Origin of the sequence: Cobetia sp. AM6, from assembly GCF_009617955.1 — a bacterium.
GTDB classification, from domain to species: domain Bacteria; phylum Pseudomonadota; class Gammaproteobacteria; order Pseudomonadales; family Halomonadaceae; genus Cobetia; species Cobetia amphilecti.
The window spans coordinates 606,118-621,807 of the sequence record NZ_AP021868.1 but is presented as its reverse complement, the minus strand read 5'-3'; the positions used below and the strand labels follow the sequence as shown (position 1 = coordinate 621,807).

Annotated in this window: 11 protein-coding genes and 2 tRNA genes; 2 read left to right on the top strand and 11 right to left on the bottom strand. The window is 61.2% G+C overall.

Features of this window, described 5'->3' with window-relative positions:
• Positions 1-287 precede the first annotated feature (287 nt).
• The 9 genes from sucD to sdhC form a co-directional block, all read right to left on the bottom strand.
• Positions 288-1,160, bottom strand: a complete 873-nt coding sequence (gene sucD / locus CLAM6_RS02690) for a succinate--CoA ligase subunit alpha (RefSeq protein ID WP_043333998.1) — start codon at positions 1,158-1,160, stop codon at positions 288-290.
• Positions 1,160-2,326, bottom strand: a complete 1,167-nt coding sequence (gene sucC / locus CLAM6_RS02685) for an ADP-forming succinate--CoA ligase subunit beta (RefSeq protein WP_043333999.1) — start codon at positions 2,324-2,326, stop codon at positions 1,160-1,162. The genes sucD and sucC overlap by 1 nt, the downstream gene beginning before the upstream one ends.
• Before the next feature lie 108 nt (positions 2,327-2,434).
• A complete protein-coding gene (gene lpdA / locus CLAM6_RS02680; RefSeq protein WP_043334000.1) occupies positions 2,435-3,874 on the bottom strand; it encodes a dihydrolipoyl dehydrogenase in 1,440 nt (479 codons plus the stop codon).
• Positions 3,875-3,987: 113 nt separating this feature from the next.
• Positions 3,988-5,568 (bottom strand): 2-oxoglutarate dehydrogenase complex dihydrolipoyllysine-residue succinyltransferase, encoded by a 1,581-nt coding sequence (gene odhB, locus CLAM6_RS02675; protein WP_153635094.1) that lies wholly within the window; start codon positions 5,566-5,568, stop codon positions 3,988-3,990.
• Positions 5,569-5,619: 51 nt separating this feature from the next.
• Positions 5,620-8,454 (bottom strand): 2-oxoglutarate dehydrogenase E1 component, encoded by a 2,835-nt coding sequence (locus CLAM6_RS02670; RefSeq protein WP_043333104.1) that lies wholly within the window; start codon positions 8,452-8,454, stop codon positions 5,620-5,622.
• A gap of 227 nt (positions 8,455-8,681) precedes the next feature.
• Entirely contained in the window at positions 8,682-9,386 is a 705-nt protein-coding gene (locus CLAM6_RS02665; protein WP_043333105.1) for a succinate dehydrogenase iron-sulfur subunit, read from the bottom strand.
• A gap of 159 nt (positions 9,387-9,545) precedes the next feature.
• Complete coding sequence (gene sdhA / locus CLAM6_RS02660; protein WP_043333106.1) at positions 9,546-11,318, bottom strand: succinate dehydrogenase flavoprotein subunit; 1,773 nt, start codon at positions 11,316-11,318, stop codon at positions 9,546-9,548.
• A 3-nt stretch (positions 11,319-11,321) separates the two neighbouring features.
• Positions 11,322-11,669: a succinate dehydrogenase, hydrophobic membrane anchor protein gene (gene sdhD, locus CLAM6_RS02655; protein WP_043333107.1), complete on the bottom strand. Its 348-nt coding sequence runs from the start codon at positions 11,667-11,669 to the stop codon at positions 11,322-11,324.
• Complete coding sequence (gene sdhC / locus CLAM6_RS02650; RefSeq protein WP_043333108.1) at positions 11,663-12,040, bottom strand: succinate dehydrogenase, cytochrome b556 subunit; 378 nt, start codon at positions 12,038-12,040, stop codon at positions 11,663-11,665. The genes sdhD and sdhC overlap by 7 nt, the downstream gene beginning before the upstream one ends.
• A gap of 391 nt (positions 12,041-12,431) precedes the next feature.
• Here sdhC and gltA point away from each other — a divergent pair, with 391 nt between their 5' ends.
• Positions 12,432-13,718: a citrate synthase gene (gene gltA / locus CLAM6_RS02645; RefSeq protein WP_043333109.1), complete on the top strand. Its 1,287-nt coding sequence runs from the start codon at positions 12,432-12,434 to the stop codon at positions 13,716-13,718.
• Positions 13,719-13,971: 253 nt separating this feature from the next.
• Positions 13,972-14,859, top strand: a complete 888-nt coding sequence (locus CLAM6_RS02640) for an NAD(P)-dependent oxidoreductase (RefSeq protein ID WP_043333110.1) — start codon at positions 13,972-13,974, stop codon at positions 14,857-14,859.
• Positions 14,860-15,389: 530 nt separating this feature from the next.
• Here the strand turns inward: CLAM6_RS02640 and CLAM6_RS02635 are convergent.
• Positions 15,390-15,465, bottom strand: a tRNA-Glu gene (locus CLAM6_RS02635).
• 18 nt (positions 15,466-15,483) lie between these two features.
• A tRNA-Ala gene (locus CLAM6_RS02630) sits at positions 15,484-15,559 on the bottom strand.
• Positions 15,560-15,690: the final 131 nt, after the last annotated feature.

Genomic DNA, 15,690 nt, shown 5'->3' with positions numbered 1-15,690 from the left:
ATCAGTGAGTCGTGTTGCGCCGTGGGGCATCTGCACGTGTCGCTTGGTCAGGTGCCAATGAACAGTCATCAGATTAGCAACTGCTTGATATGAACGCACCTGCCCCGCCTGCATCAGCCGAAACACCTCTCACCTCGCCTGCGCCACCGGCCGCAGGCAGCCCCGCCGGCATGCACTAGAGAGAGACTAGTGAGGGCCAGAAACGAAAAAAGGGCAGGCCCTGTGGGCCTGCCCTTTCGGTGACATGCGATCCGCTTGGCGCCGATCGCTGTCAGGAGATCAATGGCTTACCAGCCAGTGACTTCCTTGATGGCATCGCCGATCTGCGCGAGTGAACGCACAGTCTTGACGCCAGCTGCTTCCAGAGCCGCGAACTTCTCGTCGGCAGTACCCTTGCCGCCGGAGATGATGGCGCCTGCATGGCCCATGCGCTTGCCCGGAGGCGCAGTCACACCAGCGATGTAGGAGACGACCGGCTTGGTGACGTTCGCCTTGATGTAGGCAGCCGCTTCTTCTTCAGCAGAACCGCCGATCTCGCCGATCATGACGATGGCTTCGGTCTTCGGGTCCTTCTCGAACATCTCGAGGATGTCGATGAAGTTGGAACCCGGGATCGGGTCGCCGCCGATGCCGACACAGCTGGACTGACCGAAACCGTGGTCAGTGGTCTGCTTGACGGCTTCGTAGGTCAGGGTGCCGGAACGAGACACGATACCGACCTTGCCCGGCTGGTGGATGTGACCCGGCATGATACCGATCTTGCACTCACCCGGAGTGATGACACCCGGGCAGTTCGGACCGATGACGCGCGCGCCCAGCTCGTCGCACTTGACCTTGACTTCCAGCATGTCGAGAGTCGGCACGCCTTCGGTGATGCAGACGATCAGCTTGATGCCTGCATTGGCCGCTTCAAGGATGGAATCCTTGCAGAACGGTGCCGGCACGTAGATGACGGACGCTTCAGCGCCAGTCTCGGCAACGGCTTCGGCGACGGTGTTGAACACCGGCAGGCCCAGGTGAGTCTGACCACCCTTGCCCGGCGTCACGCCACCGACCATCTTGGTGCCGTAGGCGATGGCTTGTTCAGAGTGGAAGGTACCCTGGCCGCCAGTGAAGCCCTGGCAGATCACCTTGGTGTTCTTGTCGATCAAAATGCTCATTACTTGCCCTCCGCAGCTTTGACAACCTGCTGCGCCGCGTCAGTCAGGCTGGTAGCAGCGATGATGTTCAGACCGCTTTCGGCCAGCTTCTTGGCGCCGAGTTCAGCGTTGTTACCTTCCAGACGCACCACGACCGGCACGTTGACACCGACCTGCTCGACGGCACCGATGATGCCTTCGGCGATCATGTCACAACGCACGATGCCGCCGAAGATGTTCACCAGAACAGCTTTGACGTTGTCGTCGGACAGGATGATCTTGAATGCTTCTGCAACGCGTTCCTTGGTAGCACCGCCACCCACGTCGAGGAAGTTGGCAGGCTTGCCGCCAGACAGGTTGACGATGTCCATGGTGCCCATCGCCAGGCCTGCGCCGTTGACCATGCAGCCGATGTTGCCGTCGAGGGCAACGTAGTTCAGTTCGAACTTGGCAGCATGCGCTTCACGCTCGTCTTCCTGAGACGGATCGTGCATCGCCTGCAGGTCCGGGTGACGGTAGACGGCGTTGGCGTCGATGTTGATCTTGCCGTCGAGGCAGTGGAGGTTGCCTTCGTCGGTGATGACCAGCGGGTTGATTTCCAGCAGCGCGAAATCCTTGTCGGCGAACATCTTCGCCAGACCCAGGAAGATCTTGGTGAACTGCTTGATCTGGGTCGGGTTCAGACCCAGCTTGAAGGCCAGTTCACGCGCCTGGTACGGCTGTGCGCCGACCAGCGGATCGATCTCGGCTTTCAGGATCTTTTCCGGCGTCTCTTCAGCAACCTTCTCGATTTCCACGCCGCCTTCGGTGGAAGCCATGAAGACGATGCGACGAGTGGTGCGGTCAACGACGGCGCCCAGGTACAGCTCTTCGGCGATGTCGGTGCAGTTCTCGACGAGAATCTTGGTGACCGGCTGACCGTTTTCGTCAGTCTGGTAGGTCACCAGGTTCTTGCCCAGCCACTGGGTCGCGAAGTCGGAAGCGGCTTGTGCGCTGTCGACCAGCTTGACGCCGCCAGCCTTGCCGCGGCCACCTGCGTGGACCTGTGCCTTGACGACCCACTTGTCGCCGCCAATCTTCTTGCACGCTTCAGCAGCGTCTTCCGGGGTGTCAACGGCAAAGCCCTTGGACACCGGCAGGCCATAGTCGGCAAAAAGTTGTTTTGCCTGATATTCGTGAAGGTTCATCGTGTCATGCCATTGGTTGCATTAGACTCGAACGGCAGTCGCAAGATGCCACTGCCACCGTTCGCCCCGGCCTGGCCGGGGCGACGCGCCTCTTGTTCGGAAGGACGCTTACTTGCGCTTCTTGCGGTTTGCGATGTGAATCGCATGCCCGTCAACGGCCAGCGCGGCTTCGTGCACGGCTTCCGACAGTGTCGGGTGAGCCGTGCAGATCAGTGCGAGGTCTTCGGCGCTTGCGCCGAACTCGAGGGCAGTCACACCCTGTGCGATCAGCTCACCGGCATGCTGGCCGATGATGTGAACGCCCAGGACGCGATCAGTCTCAGCGTCGGCAATGATCTTGGCCAGACCTTCAGTGGCATTGTTGGCCATGGCACGACCGCTTGCCGCGAACGGGAAGCTGCCGGTCTTGACTTCGATGCCTTCGGACTTGGCTTGCTGTTCGGTCTTGCCGACCCACGCCACTTCCGGGAAGGTGTAGATGATGCTCGGGATGGCGTCGTAGTTCATCTCGGCCTTGTGGCCGGCGATGATGTCGGCAACCATCACGCCCTCTTCAGAGGCCTTGTGCGCCAGCATCGGGCCACGCACCACGTCGCCGATGGCGTAGACGCCCGGCACGCTGGTCGCGCACTGGTCGTCGACGTGGATGAAGCCACGCTCGTCCAGATTGATGCCGACATCGCTGTCGAGCAGGCTCTGGGTGTACGGACGACGGCCGACCGCGACGATGATCTTGTCGAAGGTCTGTTCCTGTTCGCCGTTGGCGTCGGTGTACTTGACGACGACTTCGCTGTCCTTGATGTCGGAACCGGTCACACGGGCGCCGAGCTTGATGTCCAGACCCTGCTTCTTGAGCAGCTTCTGGGCTTCCTTGGCGACGGCCGCATCGACCATCGGCAGGAAGCTGTCGACCGCTTCCAGCACGGTGACTTCAGAACCGCAACGGCTCCAGACGCTACCGAGCTCGAGACCGATGACACCGGCACCGATGACACCCAGACGCTTCGGCGCTTCGTCGAACTCGAGCGCGCCGGTGGAATCGACGATCAGACCTTCGGTCAGCGGCGTCGGCGGAATCTCGACCGGCACGGAACCGGACGCGATGACGATGTTCTCGGCTTCGTAGGTCGCCTTGCCACCGTCGTGATCGGTCACTTCGACCTGCTTGTTCGGCAGCACCTTGCCGGTACCTTCCAGCGCGGTGACACCGTTGGCCTTGAACAGACCGGAGATACCGCCGGTCAGGTTCTTCACGATCTGCGCCTTGCGCTCGATCATCTTGGCCACGTCGATCTCGACGCCGTCGGCCTTGATGCCCAGTTCGGCGAACTCATCACGCGCTTCGACGTACTTGTGCGAGGTTTCCAGCAATGCCTTGGACGGAATGCAGCCGACGTTCAGGCAGGTACCGCCGTGAACGACCTTGCCTTCCTTGTTGACCCACTTCTCGACGCAGGCGGTCTTCAGACCCAGCTGAGCAGCGCGGATAGCGGCAACATAGCCACCAGGGCCAGCGCCAATGACGATCACATCAAATTTATCGGCCATGTCTCTTCCTGTTGGTGCAGTTCGATTCGGGTTGGCAACCCGGCGAGTGTCAGTGCCACCCGCCGGGGCCGCTCACGCTCTCGAGATCCTCAAGGGCGTGAGACATTGCGGTCTCAGACGTCGAGCAGGAAACGAGCCGGATCTTCCAGCAGGTCCTTGATGGCGACGAGGAACTGGACTGCATCCTTGCCATCGATCATGCGGTGATCGTAGGACAGTGCCAGATACATCATCGGACGGATGACGACCTGACCGTTCACGGCCATAGGACGCTCCTGGATCTTGTGCATGCCCAGGATGGCGGTCTGCGGCGGATTCAGGATCGGGGTGGACATCAGGGAACCGAAGATGCCGCCGTTGGTGATCGTGAAGGTACCGCCCTGCATCTCATCGATGCCCAGCTTGCCGGCGCGGGCACGCTGACCGAAGTCGACGATGGTCTTTTCGACATCGGCGAGCTTCATGGTGTCGGTATCACGCAGCACCGGCACGACCAGACCGCGGTCGGAAGACACGGCCACACCGATGTCCTGGTAACCGTGGTAGACGATGTCGGTGCCGTCGATGGAGGCATTGACGTCCGGGAAGCGCTTGAGCGCTTCGGTGGCCGCCTTGACGAAGAAGCCCATGAAGCCGAGCTTGGTGTCGTGCACCTTCTGGAAGGTGTCCTTGTACTGCTTGCGCAGTTCCATCACCGCGCTCATGTCCACTTCGTTGTAAGTGGTGAGCATGGCGGCAGTCTGCTGGGCATTGACCAGACGCTTGGCGATGGTCTGGCGCATGCGGCTCATCGGCACGCGCTTCTCGGGACGCTCGCCCTCGAAGGTCGGTGCAGATTTCGGCGCGGCCTTGGCATCGGACTTGGAAGCGCCGGACTTGGCAGCCGGCTTGGCAGCGGACTTGGCCGCAGTGCCTTCCTTGACGGCCTTGGCCACGTCTTCCTTCAGCACGCGACCGCCCTTGCCGGTACCGACCAGCTTGCTGACGTCCAGATCGTGCTCGGCGACCATCTTGCGCGCTGCCGGGGCGAGGATCTTGTCGCCGACCTTCTCGTCCTGACCTTCGTCAGAGCCGGACTTGTCGTCGCTTGCCTCAGCGGCCGGCGCGGCGCCACCGGAAGCACCAGCGCTGAACAGTGCCAGCACGGCTTCGGTCTCGCAGGTATCGCCTTCCTCGACCTTGATCTCGCTCAGGGCGCCGTCGGCCGGAGCCACGACTTCCAGCACGACCTTGTCGGTCTCGATCTCGACGATCAGCTCGTCGCGCTCGCAGGCTTCACCGACCTTCTTGTGCCAGGTGGCGACGGTGCCTTCGGCAACGGATTCCGGGAAGCTCGGTGCCTTGACTTCCAGCGTCTTGCCTTCGCCACCGGCGGCCGGCTTGCTCTCGGCCTTGGCGTCGTCCTTGCTCTCTTCAGCGGCGGAGTCGTCCTTGGCGTCAGAAGACGCAGCGGCGTCTGCATCACCGATGGAGCCCAGCACTTGCTCGGACTCGCAGGTGTCGCCTTCCTGAACCTTGATCTCGCCCAGGGTGCCGTCCTGCGGTGCGACGACTTCCAGCACGACCTTGTCGGTCTCGATCTCGACGATCAACTCGTCACGCTCGACGCTGTCGCCGGGCTGCTTGTGCCAGGTCGCCACAGTGCCTTCGGCGACGGATTCCGGAAAAGACGGCGCTTTGATATCGATAGCCATTGGAGTTCCTTAACTCAATTCTCTCTCGGTGCCCTTGCGGGTCGCGAGCCTTTACTTGTTGAAGGCGTCGTCGACCAGCTGGCGCTGCTGCTCGTTATGAACGGACATGTAGCCCGCGGCAGGTGCCGCAGAGGCCGGGCGTCCGGCGAAGTCCAGGCTCATGCCAAGCCCCTGACGGTGCTGCTCAGCGACCTGACGCATATGGTGCTGACTCTGATACCAGGCACCCTGGTTGAGCGGCTCTTCCTGGCACCACATCACCTGCTCGAGATTCTCGTAGTCGGCGATGGCGGCCTGGAGCTCTTCCTTCGGGAAGGGATAGAGCTGCTCGACACGGATGACGGCAACATCTTCACGGCCCTGCTCGGCGCGATAGGCGGCCAGGTCATAGTAGACCTTGCCCGCACACAGCACGACGCGCTTGACCTTGGAAGCTTCCAGGTTGCCCTTGTCGGACAGCACCATCTCGAAGCGGCCATCGGCCAGTTCGTCGAGGGTGGAAGTCGCTTCCTTGTGACGCAGCAGAGACTTGGGTGACAGCACGACCAGCGGCTTGCGCAGCGAGCGGATGACCTGACGACGCAGCAGATGATAGATCTGCGCCGGCGTGGTCGGCATGCATACCTGCATGTTGTGCTCGGCACACAGCTGGAGGTAACGCTCGAGGCGTGCGGAGCTGTGCTCCGGGCCCTGGCCCTCGTAGCCGTGCGGCAGCAGCATGGTCAGACCACACAGGCGGCCCCACTTGCTCTCGCCGGAGGAGATGAACTGGTCCATCACCACCTGGGCGCCGTTGGCGAAGTCACCGAACTGGGCTTCCCACACGACCAATGCCTTGGGCATGGTGGTGGCATAGCCATATTCAAAGGCCAGCACCGCTTCCTCGGAGAGGTAGGAGTCATGGATGGTGAAGGTCGCCTGACCATCCTTGATGTGCTGCAGCGGCACGTAGGTGTCGCCATCCTTCTGGTTGTGCACCACCGCGTGACGGTGGGAGAAGGTACCGCGACCCACGTCCTGACCGGTGATACGCACCGGGTGGTCGGCATCGACCAGGGTGGCGTAGGCCAGTGTCTCGGCGAAGCCCCAGTTCAGCGGCATGCCACCGGCGGCCATCTTGCGACGATCTTCGTAGATCTTGTTGACCTGACGCTGGACCGAGACGCCGTCCGGCACTTCGCACATCTTGTTGGCGAGGGCCTGCAGCTGCTTCATGTCCATCGAGGTATCGGCAACGCCGGTCCACTCGTGGCCCAGGTACGGCGTCCAATCGACGAACAGACCGGTGTTGGGCTGCTTCACCAGCGCATTGGCAACGTGGTTGCCGGCATCCAGGTCAGCACGGTACTGATCGACCAGGTGCTTGGTCTCTTCCGCGCTGAGCACGCCTTCCTCGACCAGACGGTCCGCATACTTCTCGCGGGCAGTCTTCTGGGACTTGATCTTGGCGTACATCAGCGGCTGGGTGCCGGACGGCTCGTCGGCTTCGTTGTGACCGCGCTTGCGGTAACACACGAGGTCGAGCACGACGTCACGCTTGAACTGCTGACGGTAGTCGATGGCGACCTGAGCGGCGTGCAGCACGGCGTCCGGATCATCTCCATTGACGTGGATGATCGGCGCCTGAACCATCTTGGCGATGTCGGTGCAGTATTCGGTCGAGCGAGCGTCATCGGCACGCGAGGTGGTGAAGCCCACCTGGTTGTTGATGACGACATGCACGGTACCGCCCGTCTTGTAGGCACGGGTCTGCGACATCTGGAAGGTTTCCATGACCACGCCCTGACCGGCGAATGCCGCGTCACCGTGGATGGAGATCGGCAGTACGCTGTCGCCTTCGCTGTCTTCGCGACGGTCCTGACGGGCACGCACGGAGCCTTCCACCACCGGAGAGACGATTTCCAGGTGCGACGGGTTGAATGCCAGCGCCAGGTGGACTTCGCCACCCGGGGTCATGACATTCGAGCTGAAGCCCTGGTGGTACTTCACGTCGCCGGAACCCTTGGCAATCTGCTTCTTGCCATCGAATTCCTCGATCAGCTCTGACGGGCTCTTGCCCAGCAGGTTGACCAGCAGGTTGAGACGGCCACGGTGGGCCATGCCGATCACGACTTCCTTGGTACCGTACTTGCCGCTGCGCTGGATCAGCTCATCCATCATCGGAATGAAGGATTCGCCGCCTTCCAGACCAAAGCGCTTGGTGCCCGGGTACTTGCTGGCGAGATAGCTCTCGAGGCCTTCGGCGGCGGTCAGACGTTCCAGCACGTGATGACGGACATCGCGTGAGAAGTTCGGCTTGGAACGTACGGACTCGAAACGCTGCTGCAGCCAGCGCTTCTCTTCCGTATTGACGATGTGCATGAACTCGGCGCCGATGCTGCGGCAGTAGGTCTGCTCCAGCGCGGCGTGGATTTCCTTGAGCGGTGCAACATCCTTGCCGAGGAACAGCGAGCCGGTCTGGAACTCGACGTCCATGTCAGCGGCGGACAGCTGATGGAAGGACAGTTCGAGGTCCGGTACCGGTGCCGGCTTGCGCAGACCGAGGGGATCGATATCCGCCTTCTGGTGGCCACGGAAGCGGTAGGCGTTGATCAGCTGGAGAACACGTACCTGCTTCTTGTTCTCGCTGCTTTCGCCCGCAGAGACAGCCACCGGGCGGCGACTGTTGCGACCCATCTCGTAGAACTGATCACGGATCGGCGCTAGCGGAACATCCTGGGAGGGGCTGCCGTCATGACGCGGCAGAGTATCAAAGTAGTTGCGCCACTCGTCGGGAACCTCATTCGGGTCGACAAGATAACGCTCGTAGAGATCTTCTACGTAGTGGACATTCCCCCCGCTCATATGGGAAGTGCGCCACATCAACTCCATTGTGCCTTCTTGCATCTCTCGGTCACCCTGACTGATGGGGTGGGGTAGGCGCCTGACAAGCGCTGTCGGCGTCACTCGATTATGCCCTGTATGGCGAAACCATGGAGGCCTTCACCATCTGAGTCTTCTTTTATCGTCAAAAGCCGGTGCACAAGGCACCGGCTTCAGCAAGCTGTGCGCTGCGACAAGGTGTGACACCCTGCCGCAGCTGACGTGCATCATAGCAAGCTAAGGCGCGGCTTTTAAGTGGCGTTTGCCAGCAAAAGCTCACGAATCTTGCCGATGGCACGTGTCGGGTTCAGACCCTTGGGGCAAACCGCGACACAATTCATGATTCCGCGACAACGGAATACGGCAAACGGGTCGTCCAGCTCGCTCAAACGCTCCTTGGTGGCGGTGTCACGCGAGTCCGCCAGGAAGCGATAGGCCTGCAGCAGACCGCTCGGACCGACGAACTTGTCCGGGTTCCACCAGAAGGACGGGCAGGCAGTCGAGCAGCAGGCACACAGAATGCACTCGTAGAGACCGTCGAGCTTGTCACGGTCTTCCGGCGACTGCAGACGCTCGATGGCCGGCGCCGGCGTGTCGTTGAGCAGGTACGGCTGGATGCGCTCGTACTGCTTGTAGAAGATGCTCATGTCGACGACCAGGTCACGCACGACCGGCAGGCCCGGCAGCGGACGCAGCACCAGCTTGTTGTCCTTGACGACTTCGGACAGCGCGGTGACACAGGTCAGGCCGTTCTTGCCGTTCATGTTCATGCCGTCCGAACCGCAGACACCTTCACGGCAGCTGCGACGATAGGCCAGCGAGCTGTCCTGTTCCTTGAGCATTTCCATCACGTTCAACACCATCAGGTCACGACCCTGGGTGTCGACCTGAAACTCCTGCATGTACGGCGCAGTATCGGTTTCAGGGTTGTAGCGGTATATGGATACCTGAAGCATGGTTTCCCCTCCGGGCAAACGGGTCAGGTGCGTGCAGTGACCTGCACGCACCTCGATCACGGCGAACTCAAGCGAGAGTGAACTCGAGCGAGTGCGAACTTGGTCTGAAGGAAGGCGCGGCGTCCCGAGCGGATCGCGACGCGCGCCTTGGGTTCAGACTCAGTAGGTACGAATCTTCGGCTCGAAACGCTCGACGGTCTTCGGCGCGAAGTTCACATCACGCTTGCCGACACGCTTCTCGTTCGGGAAGAACAGAGAATGCTTGAGCCAGTTCTCGTCATCACGATCCGGGAAGTCGTAACGGGAGTGAGCACCACGGCTTTCCTTGCGGGTCAGGGCCGCAATGGCAGTGGCTTCCGCCACTTCCATCAGGTTGTCCAGCTCGAGAGCTTCGATACGCGCGGTATTGAAGACCTGAGACTTGTCGGACAGACCCGCCTTGGCGATACGCTCACGCAGATCGGACAGCTGCTTGACACCCTCTTCCATCTTGTCTTCCTGACGGAAGACACCGAAGGAGTTCTGCATGATCTGCTGCAGTTCGCGCTTAAGTTCCGGCACGGACTCGCCGCTTTCGGACTCGTTCCAGCGGTTCAGGCGTACTAGGGCAGCATCGATGTCGCTCTGCGTCGGCTCGAGGTACTCGACACCTTCGTTGAGCGCGCTTTCGATGTACTTGCCCGCGGCGCGGCCGAAGACGACCAGATCCAGCAGCGAGTTGCCGCCCAGACGGTTGGCACCGTGAACGGACACACAGGCCACTTCACCCACGGCATAGAGGCCGTTGACGATGCGGTCGCTGCCGTCTTCGTTCTGTGCGATGGCCTGACCGTGCACGTTGGTGGCGATGCCGCCCATCATGTAGTGGCAGGTCGGCACGACCGGGATCGGCGCGTTGGTCGGATCGACGTGCGCGAAGGTCTTGGACAGCTCGGAGATACCCGGCAGGCGCTTGTTCAGCACTTCCTCGCCCAGGTGATCCAGCTTCAGGAAGACGTGGTCGCCATTCTCGCCACAGCCACGGCCTTCGAGGATTTCCAGCACCATGGAGCGCGCGACGACGTCACGGCCCGCGAGGTCCTTGGCGTTCGGCGCATAACGCTCCATGAAGCGCTCGCCGTCCTTGTTGACCAGGTAGCCACCTTCACCGCGGCAACCTTCGGTGACCAGCACGCCCGCACCGTGAATCCCGGTCGGGTGGAACTGCCACATTTCCATGTCCTGGACCGGCAGGCCGGCACGCAGTGCCATGCCGATACCGTCGCCGGTGTTGATCAGGGCATTGGTGGTGGAGGCGTAGATACGGCCCGCACCGCCAGTGGCCAGAACGGTGGCCTTGGACTTCACGACCACGGTCTCGCCGGTCTCGATGCACAGGGCAATCACGCCGACGATATCGCCGTTCGCATTCTTGACCAGATCGATGGCGTACCACTCGTCGAGGAAGACGGTGCCGTTCTTCAGGTTGGCCTGATACAGAGTGTGCAGCAGGGCGTGACCGGTACGGTCAGCCGCGGCGCAGGTACGAGCCGCCTGGCCGCCCTTGCCGAAGTCCTTGGACTGACCACCGAACGGACGCTGGTAGATGCGGCCGTTGTCGAAACGGGAGAACGGCAGACCCATGTGCTCAAGCTCGAAGACCGCTTTCGGGCCTTCGGTACACATATATTCCGCAGCGTCCTGATCAGCGATGTAATCGCCACCCTTGACGGTGTCATACATGTGCCAGCGCCAATCATCATTCGGATCAGCAGAAGCGATGGCACAGGTGATACCGCCCTGGGCAGAGACAGTATGCGAGCGTGTCGGGAAGACCTTGGACAGCACGGCGGTCTTCTTGCCGGACTGGGACAGTTCGAGACCGGCACGCAGGCCAGCGCCGCCGCCGCCGATGATGATCGCGTCGAATGTCAGGCTACGCATGGTGGACATGTATCAGGCTCCCCACAGGACTTGAACGCCCCAGACCAAGAAGATGAACAACGCAAGGATGACGAAGACCTGGAAACCGAAACGCAGTGCGGTCGGCTTCATGTAATCGGTCGCCACGGTCCACAGACCGATCCAGGCGTGTGCGGCAATCGAGATGAATGCCATCAGAGAGAAGATGCGCATCGCCGTGTTCTCGAACAGACCACTCCAGGTGGTGTAGTCGAGGTTCGGATGGAGCAGCAGGTAGCCGACCATGAACACGGAATAGACTGCCAGAATCACGGCAGAAACACGCTGCAGCACCCAGTCGGACAGACCGCTGCGACTGAAATTGGTGATGTTGTTTACCATACCCAGACTCCCGCCAGGACCACGAGAACAGCACTGATCACGACAGTGACCTGCGCCTTGCGATTAGCACTTTCCAGTTCGACACCAATATCCATGTCCATCAGCAGGTGCTTGATGCCAGCCACGAAGTGGAAACCGAGGGCAGACAGCAGGCCCCAGGCCACGATCTTGGCCAGGAAGTTGGTCGCCAGGGTGTCGCGCACTGCCTCGAACCCTTCCGGGGAGGACAGCGAGGCATCGAGTGCCCACAGCGCAAATACCAGGCCCACGAACAGAATCACGCCGGTAATACGGTGGGTGATTGAAGTCAGCGCAGGGAGAGGGAACTTTATCGTCGTCAGATCGAGATTTACGGGTCGTTTGCTATTCACGGCTCTTACACACTCTCTTGGCCCAACACGGACGCAAGCCCGCAGGGGCGGTGGTTTGAGGAAGGGTCTCGGGCGCAGGCCATCCACGGTACCGAGCCGAATTTCCCGCCAGTCGCGCGACGGTGGATTATAGGGGTTGGCCATTGGCATGACAAATGGCATGACGTCGCAGGGCCGCAACCACGGATTGCACAAAATGCAGTGAACAGGACGCGACCTGACGGCACGGGATACGTAAACGTCGGGGAACTGACGCACAGCAGCATGGCGCGCGTCTCTACGCCGTGTGGCGAATTGACAATCTTTCGCGGGCTTCTATAGTGGGCGGGATTGATGCAAGCCCGGCATGGCAAGCAAGTCAAAGAGTTACGCGAATAATGAGGAGGTCGGCATGACTGACAAGAAAGCGACATTGACAGTAGACGGTATCGACAAGAGCATCGAGTTCCCGGTCTATTCCGGCACGCTCGGCCAGGACGTCATCGACGTTCGCGGCCTGACCGCCGAAGGCATGTTCACCTACGACCCGGGCTTCGTCTCCACTGCCGCCTGCGAATCATCCATCACCTTCATCGATGGCCAGAAAGGCGTGCTGCTGCATCGCGGCTACCCCATCGACCAGCTGGCCAAGAGCTCCAACTACATCGAGCTGTGCTACCTGCTGCTGTTCGGAGAGCTGCCGAGCGACGAGGAATACGACAAGTTCGCCCAGCTGATCAGCAACCACACCATGGTGCATGAGCAGATCGTCAACTTCTTCAAGGGCTTCCGTCGCGACGCCCACCCGATGGCGATCCTGTGCGGCGTGGTCGGTGGCCTGGCCGCCTTCTATCACGACAACCTGAACATCACCAACGAGAAGGAACGCTACGTCAGCGCCGTGCGCCTGATCGCCAAGATGCCGACCCTGGCGGCCATGTGCCACAAGTACAACATCGGCCAGCCGTTCATGTACCCGCGCAATGACCTCTCCTACGGCGAGAACTTCCTGTACATGATGTTCGGCAACCCGTGCGAGGAGTACAAGATCAACCCGGTGTTCGCCAAGGCGATGGACACCATCTTCATGCTGCACGCCGACCACGAGCAGAACGCCTCGACCTCTACCGTGCGTCTGGCCGGCTCCACCGGAGCCAACCCGTTCGCCTGCATCAGCGCCGGTATCGCGGCACTGTGGGGCCCGGCACACGGCGGCGCCAACGAAGCCGTGCTGGCCATGCTCGACGAGATCGGTGAAGAGTCCGAGGAAAACATCCAGCGCTTCATCGACAAGGCCAAGGACAAGGAAGACCCGTTCAAGCTGATGGGCTTCGGTCACCGCGTCTATCGCAACTTCGATCCGCGCGCCAAGGTCATGAAAGAGACCTGCGACGAAGTGCTGGAGCAGCTGGGCATGGCGGACGACCCGCAGCTCAAGATCGCCAAGCGTCTGGAACAGATCGCGCTGGAAGACGAGTACTTCATCGAGCGCAAGCTGTACCCGAATGTCGACTTCTATTCCGGCATCATCCTCAAGGCGATCGGCATCCCGACCAACATGTTCACGGTCATCTTCGCCATGTCGCGCACCATCGGCTGGATCTCCCACTGGAACGAGATGATCGCCGGCGGCCACCGTATCGGCCGTCCGCGCCAGCTCTACACCGGCCACCCGCAGCGCGACTACCCGGCCAAGTAACCCAGCACCAGGCAACATCGGGTCATTCGCCTGCAGGACAGACCGCCTCTTCGGAGGCGGTTTTTTTGGCCTGTTGCCTCTCATGCGCGCAGCCCCTGCCTGACAGCAAGCCACAAAGCCGCCCCATCCCCGCCCCGGACGTGCTAGCGTGCTGATGTACCGGCCTCTTCACGTCCTGTGCGCGCCGGCACGCCATGCGCCCCACCGCGAGCGGCGCAACCTCATTCCTGATTGATGGCAAGGAGCCCCCAGCATGTCAGACACACACACAACGCCACGTACCGCGGCCTTCATCGGACTCGGTGTCATGGGTTACCCCATGGCCGGCCATCTGAAACGCACAGGCCTGGAGGTGCGGGTCTACAACCGCACACGTGCACGCGCCGAGCAGTGGAGCGAGGAATACGGCGGCAGCCATCACGCCACCCCGCGAGAAGCCGCCGAGGGCGCCGATATCGTGCTGATGTGCGTGGGCAACGATGATGACGTGCGCAGCGTCACCTACGGCGACGACGGTGTGCTGGCCGGCATGGCGAGCGGCAGCCTGCTGGTGGACCACACCACCGCCAGTGCCGACCTGGCACGCGAGCTGGCCGCCGCCGCGGGCGAGGCCGACATCGGCTTCGTCGACGCACCGGTCTCCGGCGGCCAGCAAGGCGCCGTGAATGGCGTGCTGACCATCATGTGTGGCGGCAGCGAAGCGGATTACGCGCGTGCCGAGCCGGTGCTGACGCACTACGGCCGCATGGTGAAGCGCATCGGCGAGACCGGTGCCGGCCAGACCACCAAGATGGTCAACCAGATCTGCATTGCCGGGCTGGTGCAGGCGCTTTCCGAGGGCCTGCACTTCGCCGAGCAGGCCGGACTGGATCGTGAGGCGGTGATCGAGGTGATCTCCAAGGGCGCCGCCGGCTCCTGGCAGATGGAAAATCGTCACGCCACCATGATCAAGGACGAGTACGATCACGGCTTTGCCGTCGACTGGATGCGCAAGGACCTCGACATCTGTCTGGCGGAAGCACGCCGCATCGATGCCAGCCTGCCGGTGACCGCGCTGGTCGATCAGTTCTATGCCGACGTGCAGACCATGGGCGGCAATCGCTGGGACACCTCCTCGCTGCTCAAGCGCCTCTCCAGATGAAGCGGGTCTGAATACACGCGAGCGAGCTGAATCGCATCACACGGCCTCGCACTGAAAACGCCTCATTCCAACGCCATATGGACGCGGGAATGAGGCGTTTTTTGATGCCGCAGCGCAACATCCCAGACAGCAGCGGCGCTCATGATGTTTTTCCACACTATCTGTGGATAACCTCGTTGATAACCCCTAGACAAGCGCGGCGAACCAGCATGACAGCGGGCTTACCAACAGATTGCACAAAATTTAACCAGCGCATAAACCATTGATATAAAAGAAATTTTTCGTAACACGACGTAAGCGCCAGCCGCAGGGGCCGCACTTTGGGAAGAGATGCAGGGGGAGATGTGACAGCGCGCGAACAGTGGACAAGACCCGGGGTCTGTCAAGGGCGACTTGGGGATAACATGCTTTTCTGCCGACACACAGGCTGTGCATAAGCCAGAATCAGGGACAAAAAAAACACACCCCGCAAGGTGTGCTTTTTTGTTGACTTCACGAGACCTGGAAGGTGACTCGAGATGTCTGAAGAGTGGCGTCCCATAGGGGGTTCGAACCCCTGTTACCGCCGTGAAAGGGCGGTGTCCTGGACCACTAGACGAATGGGACGCAGTCGCTTGAGAAACTTGGTGGAGCCTAGCGGGATCGAACCGCTGACCTCAACACTGCCAGTGTTGCGCTCTCCCAGCTGAGCTAAGGCCCCGTCTCTCAAGAACGAGGCGTATCTTACTGATAACCCTCGGGGTCGTCAACTTCTTTTTCACACAATTCTCATCGTGCTGCTGATCAGCACTGAAAGCGCTGTTCAGCGCCCTGCTGCAAGACATGGCCCCC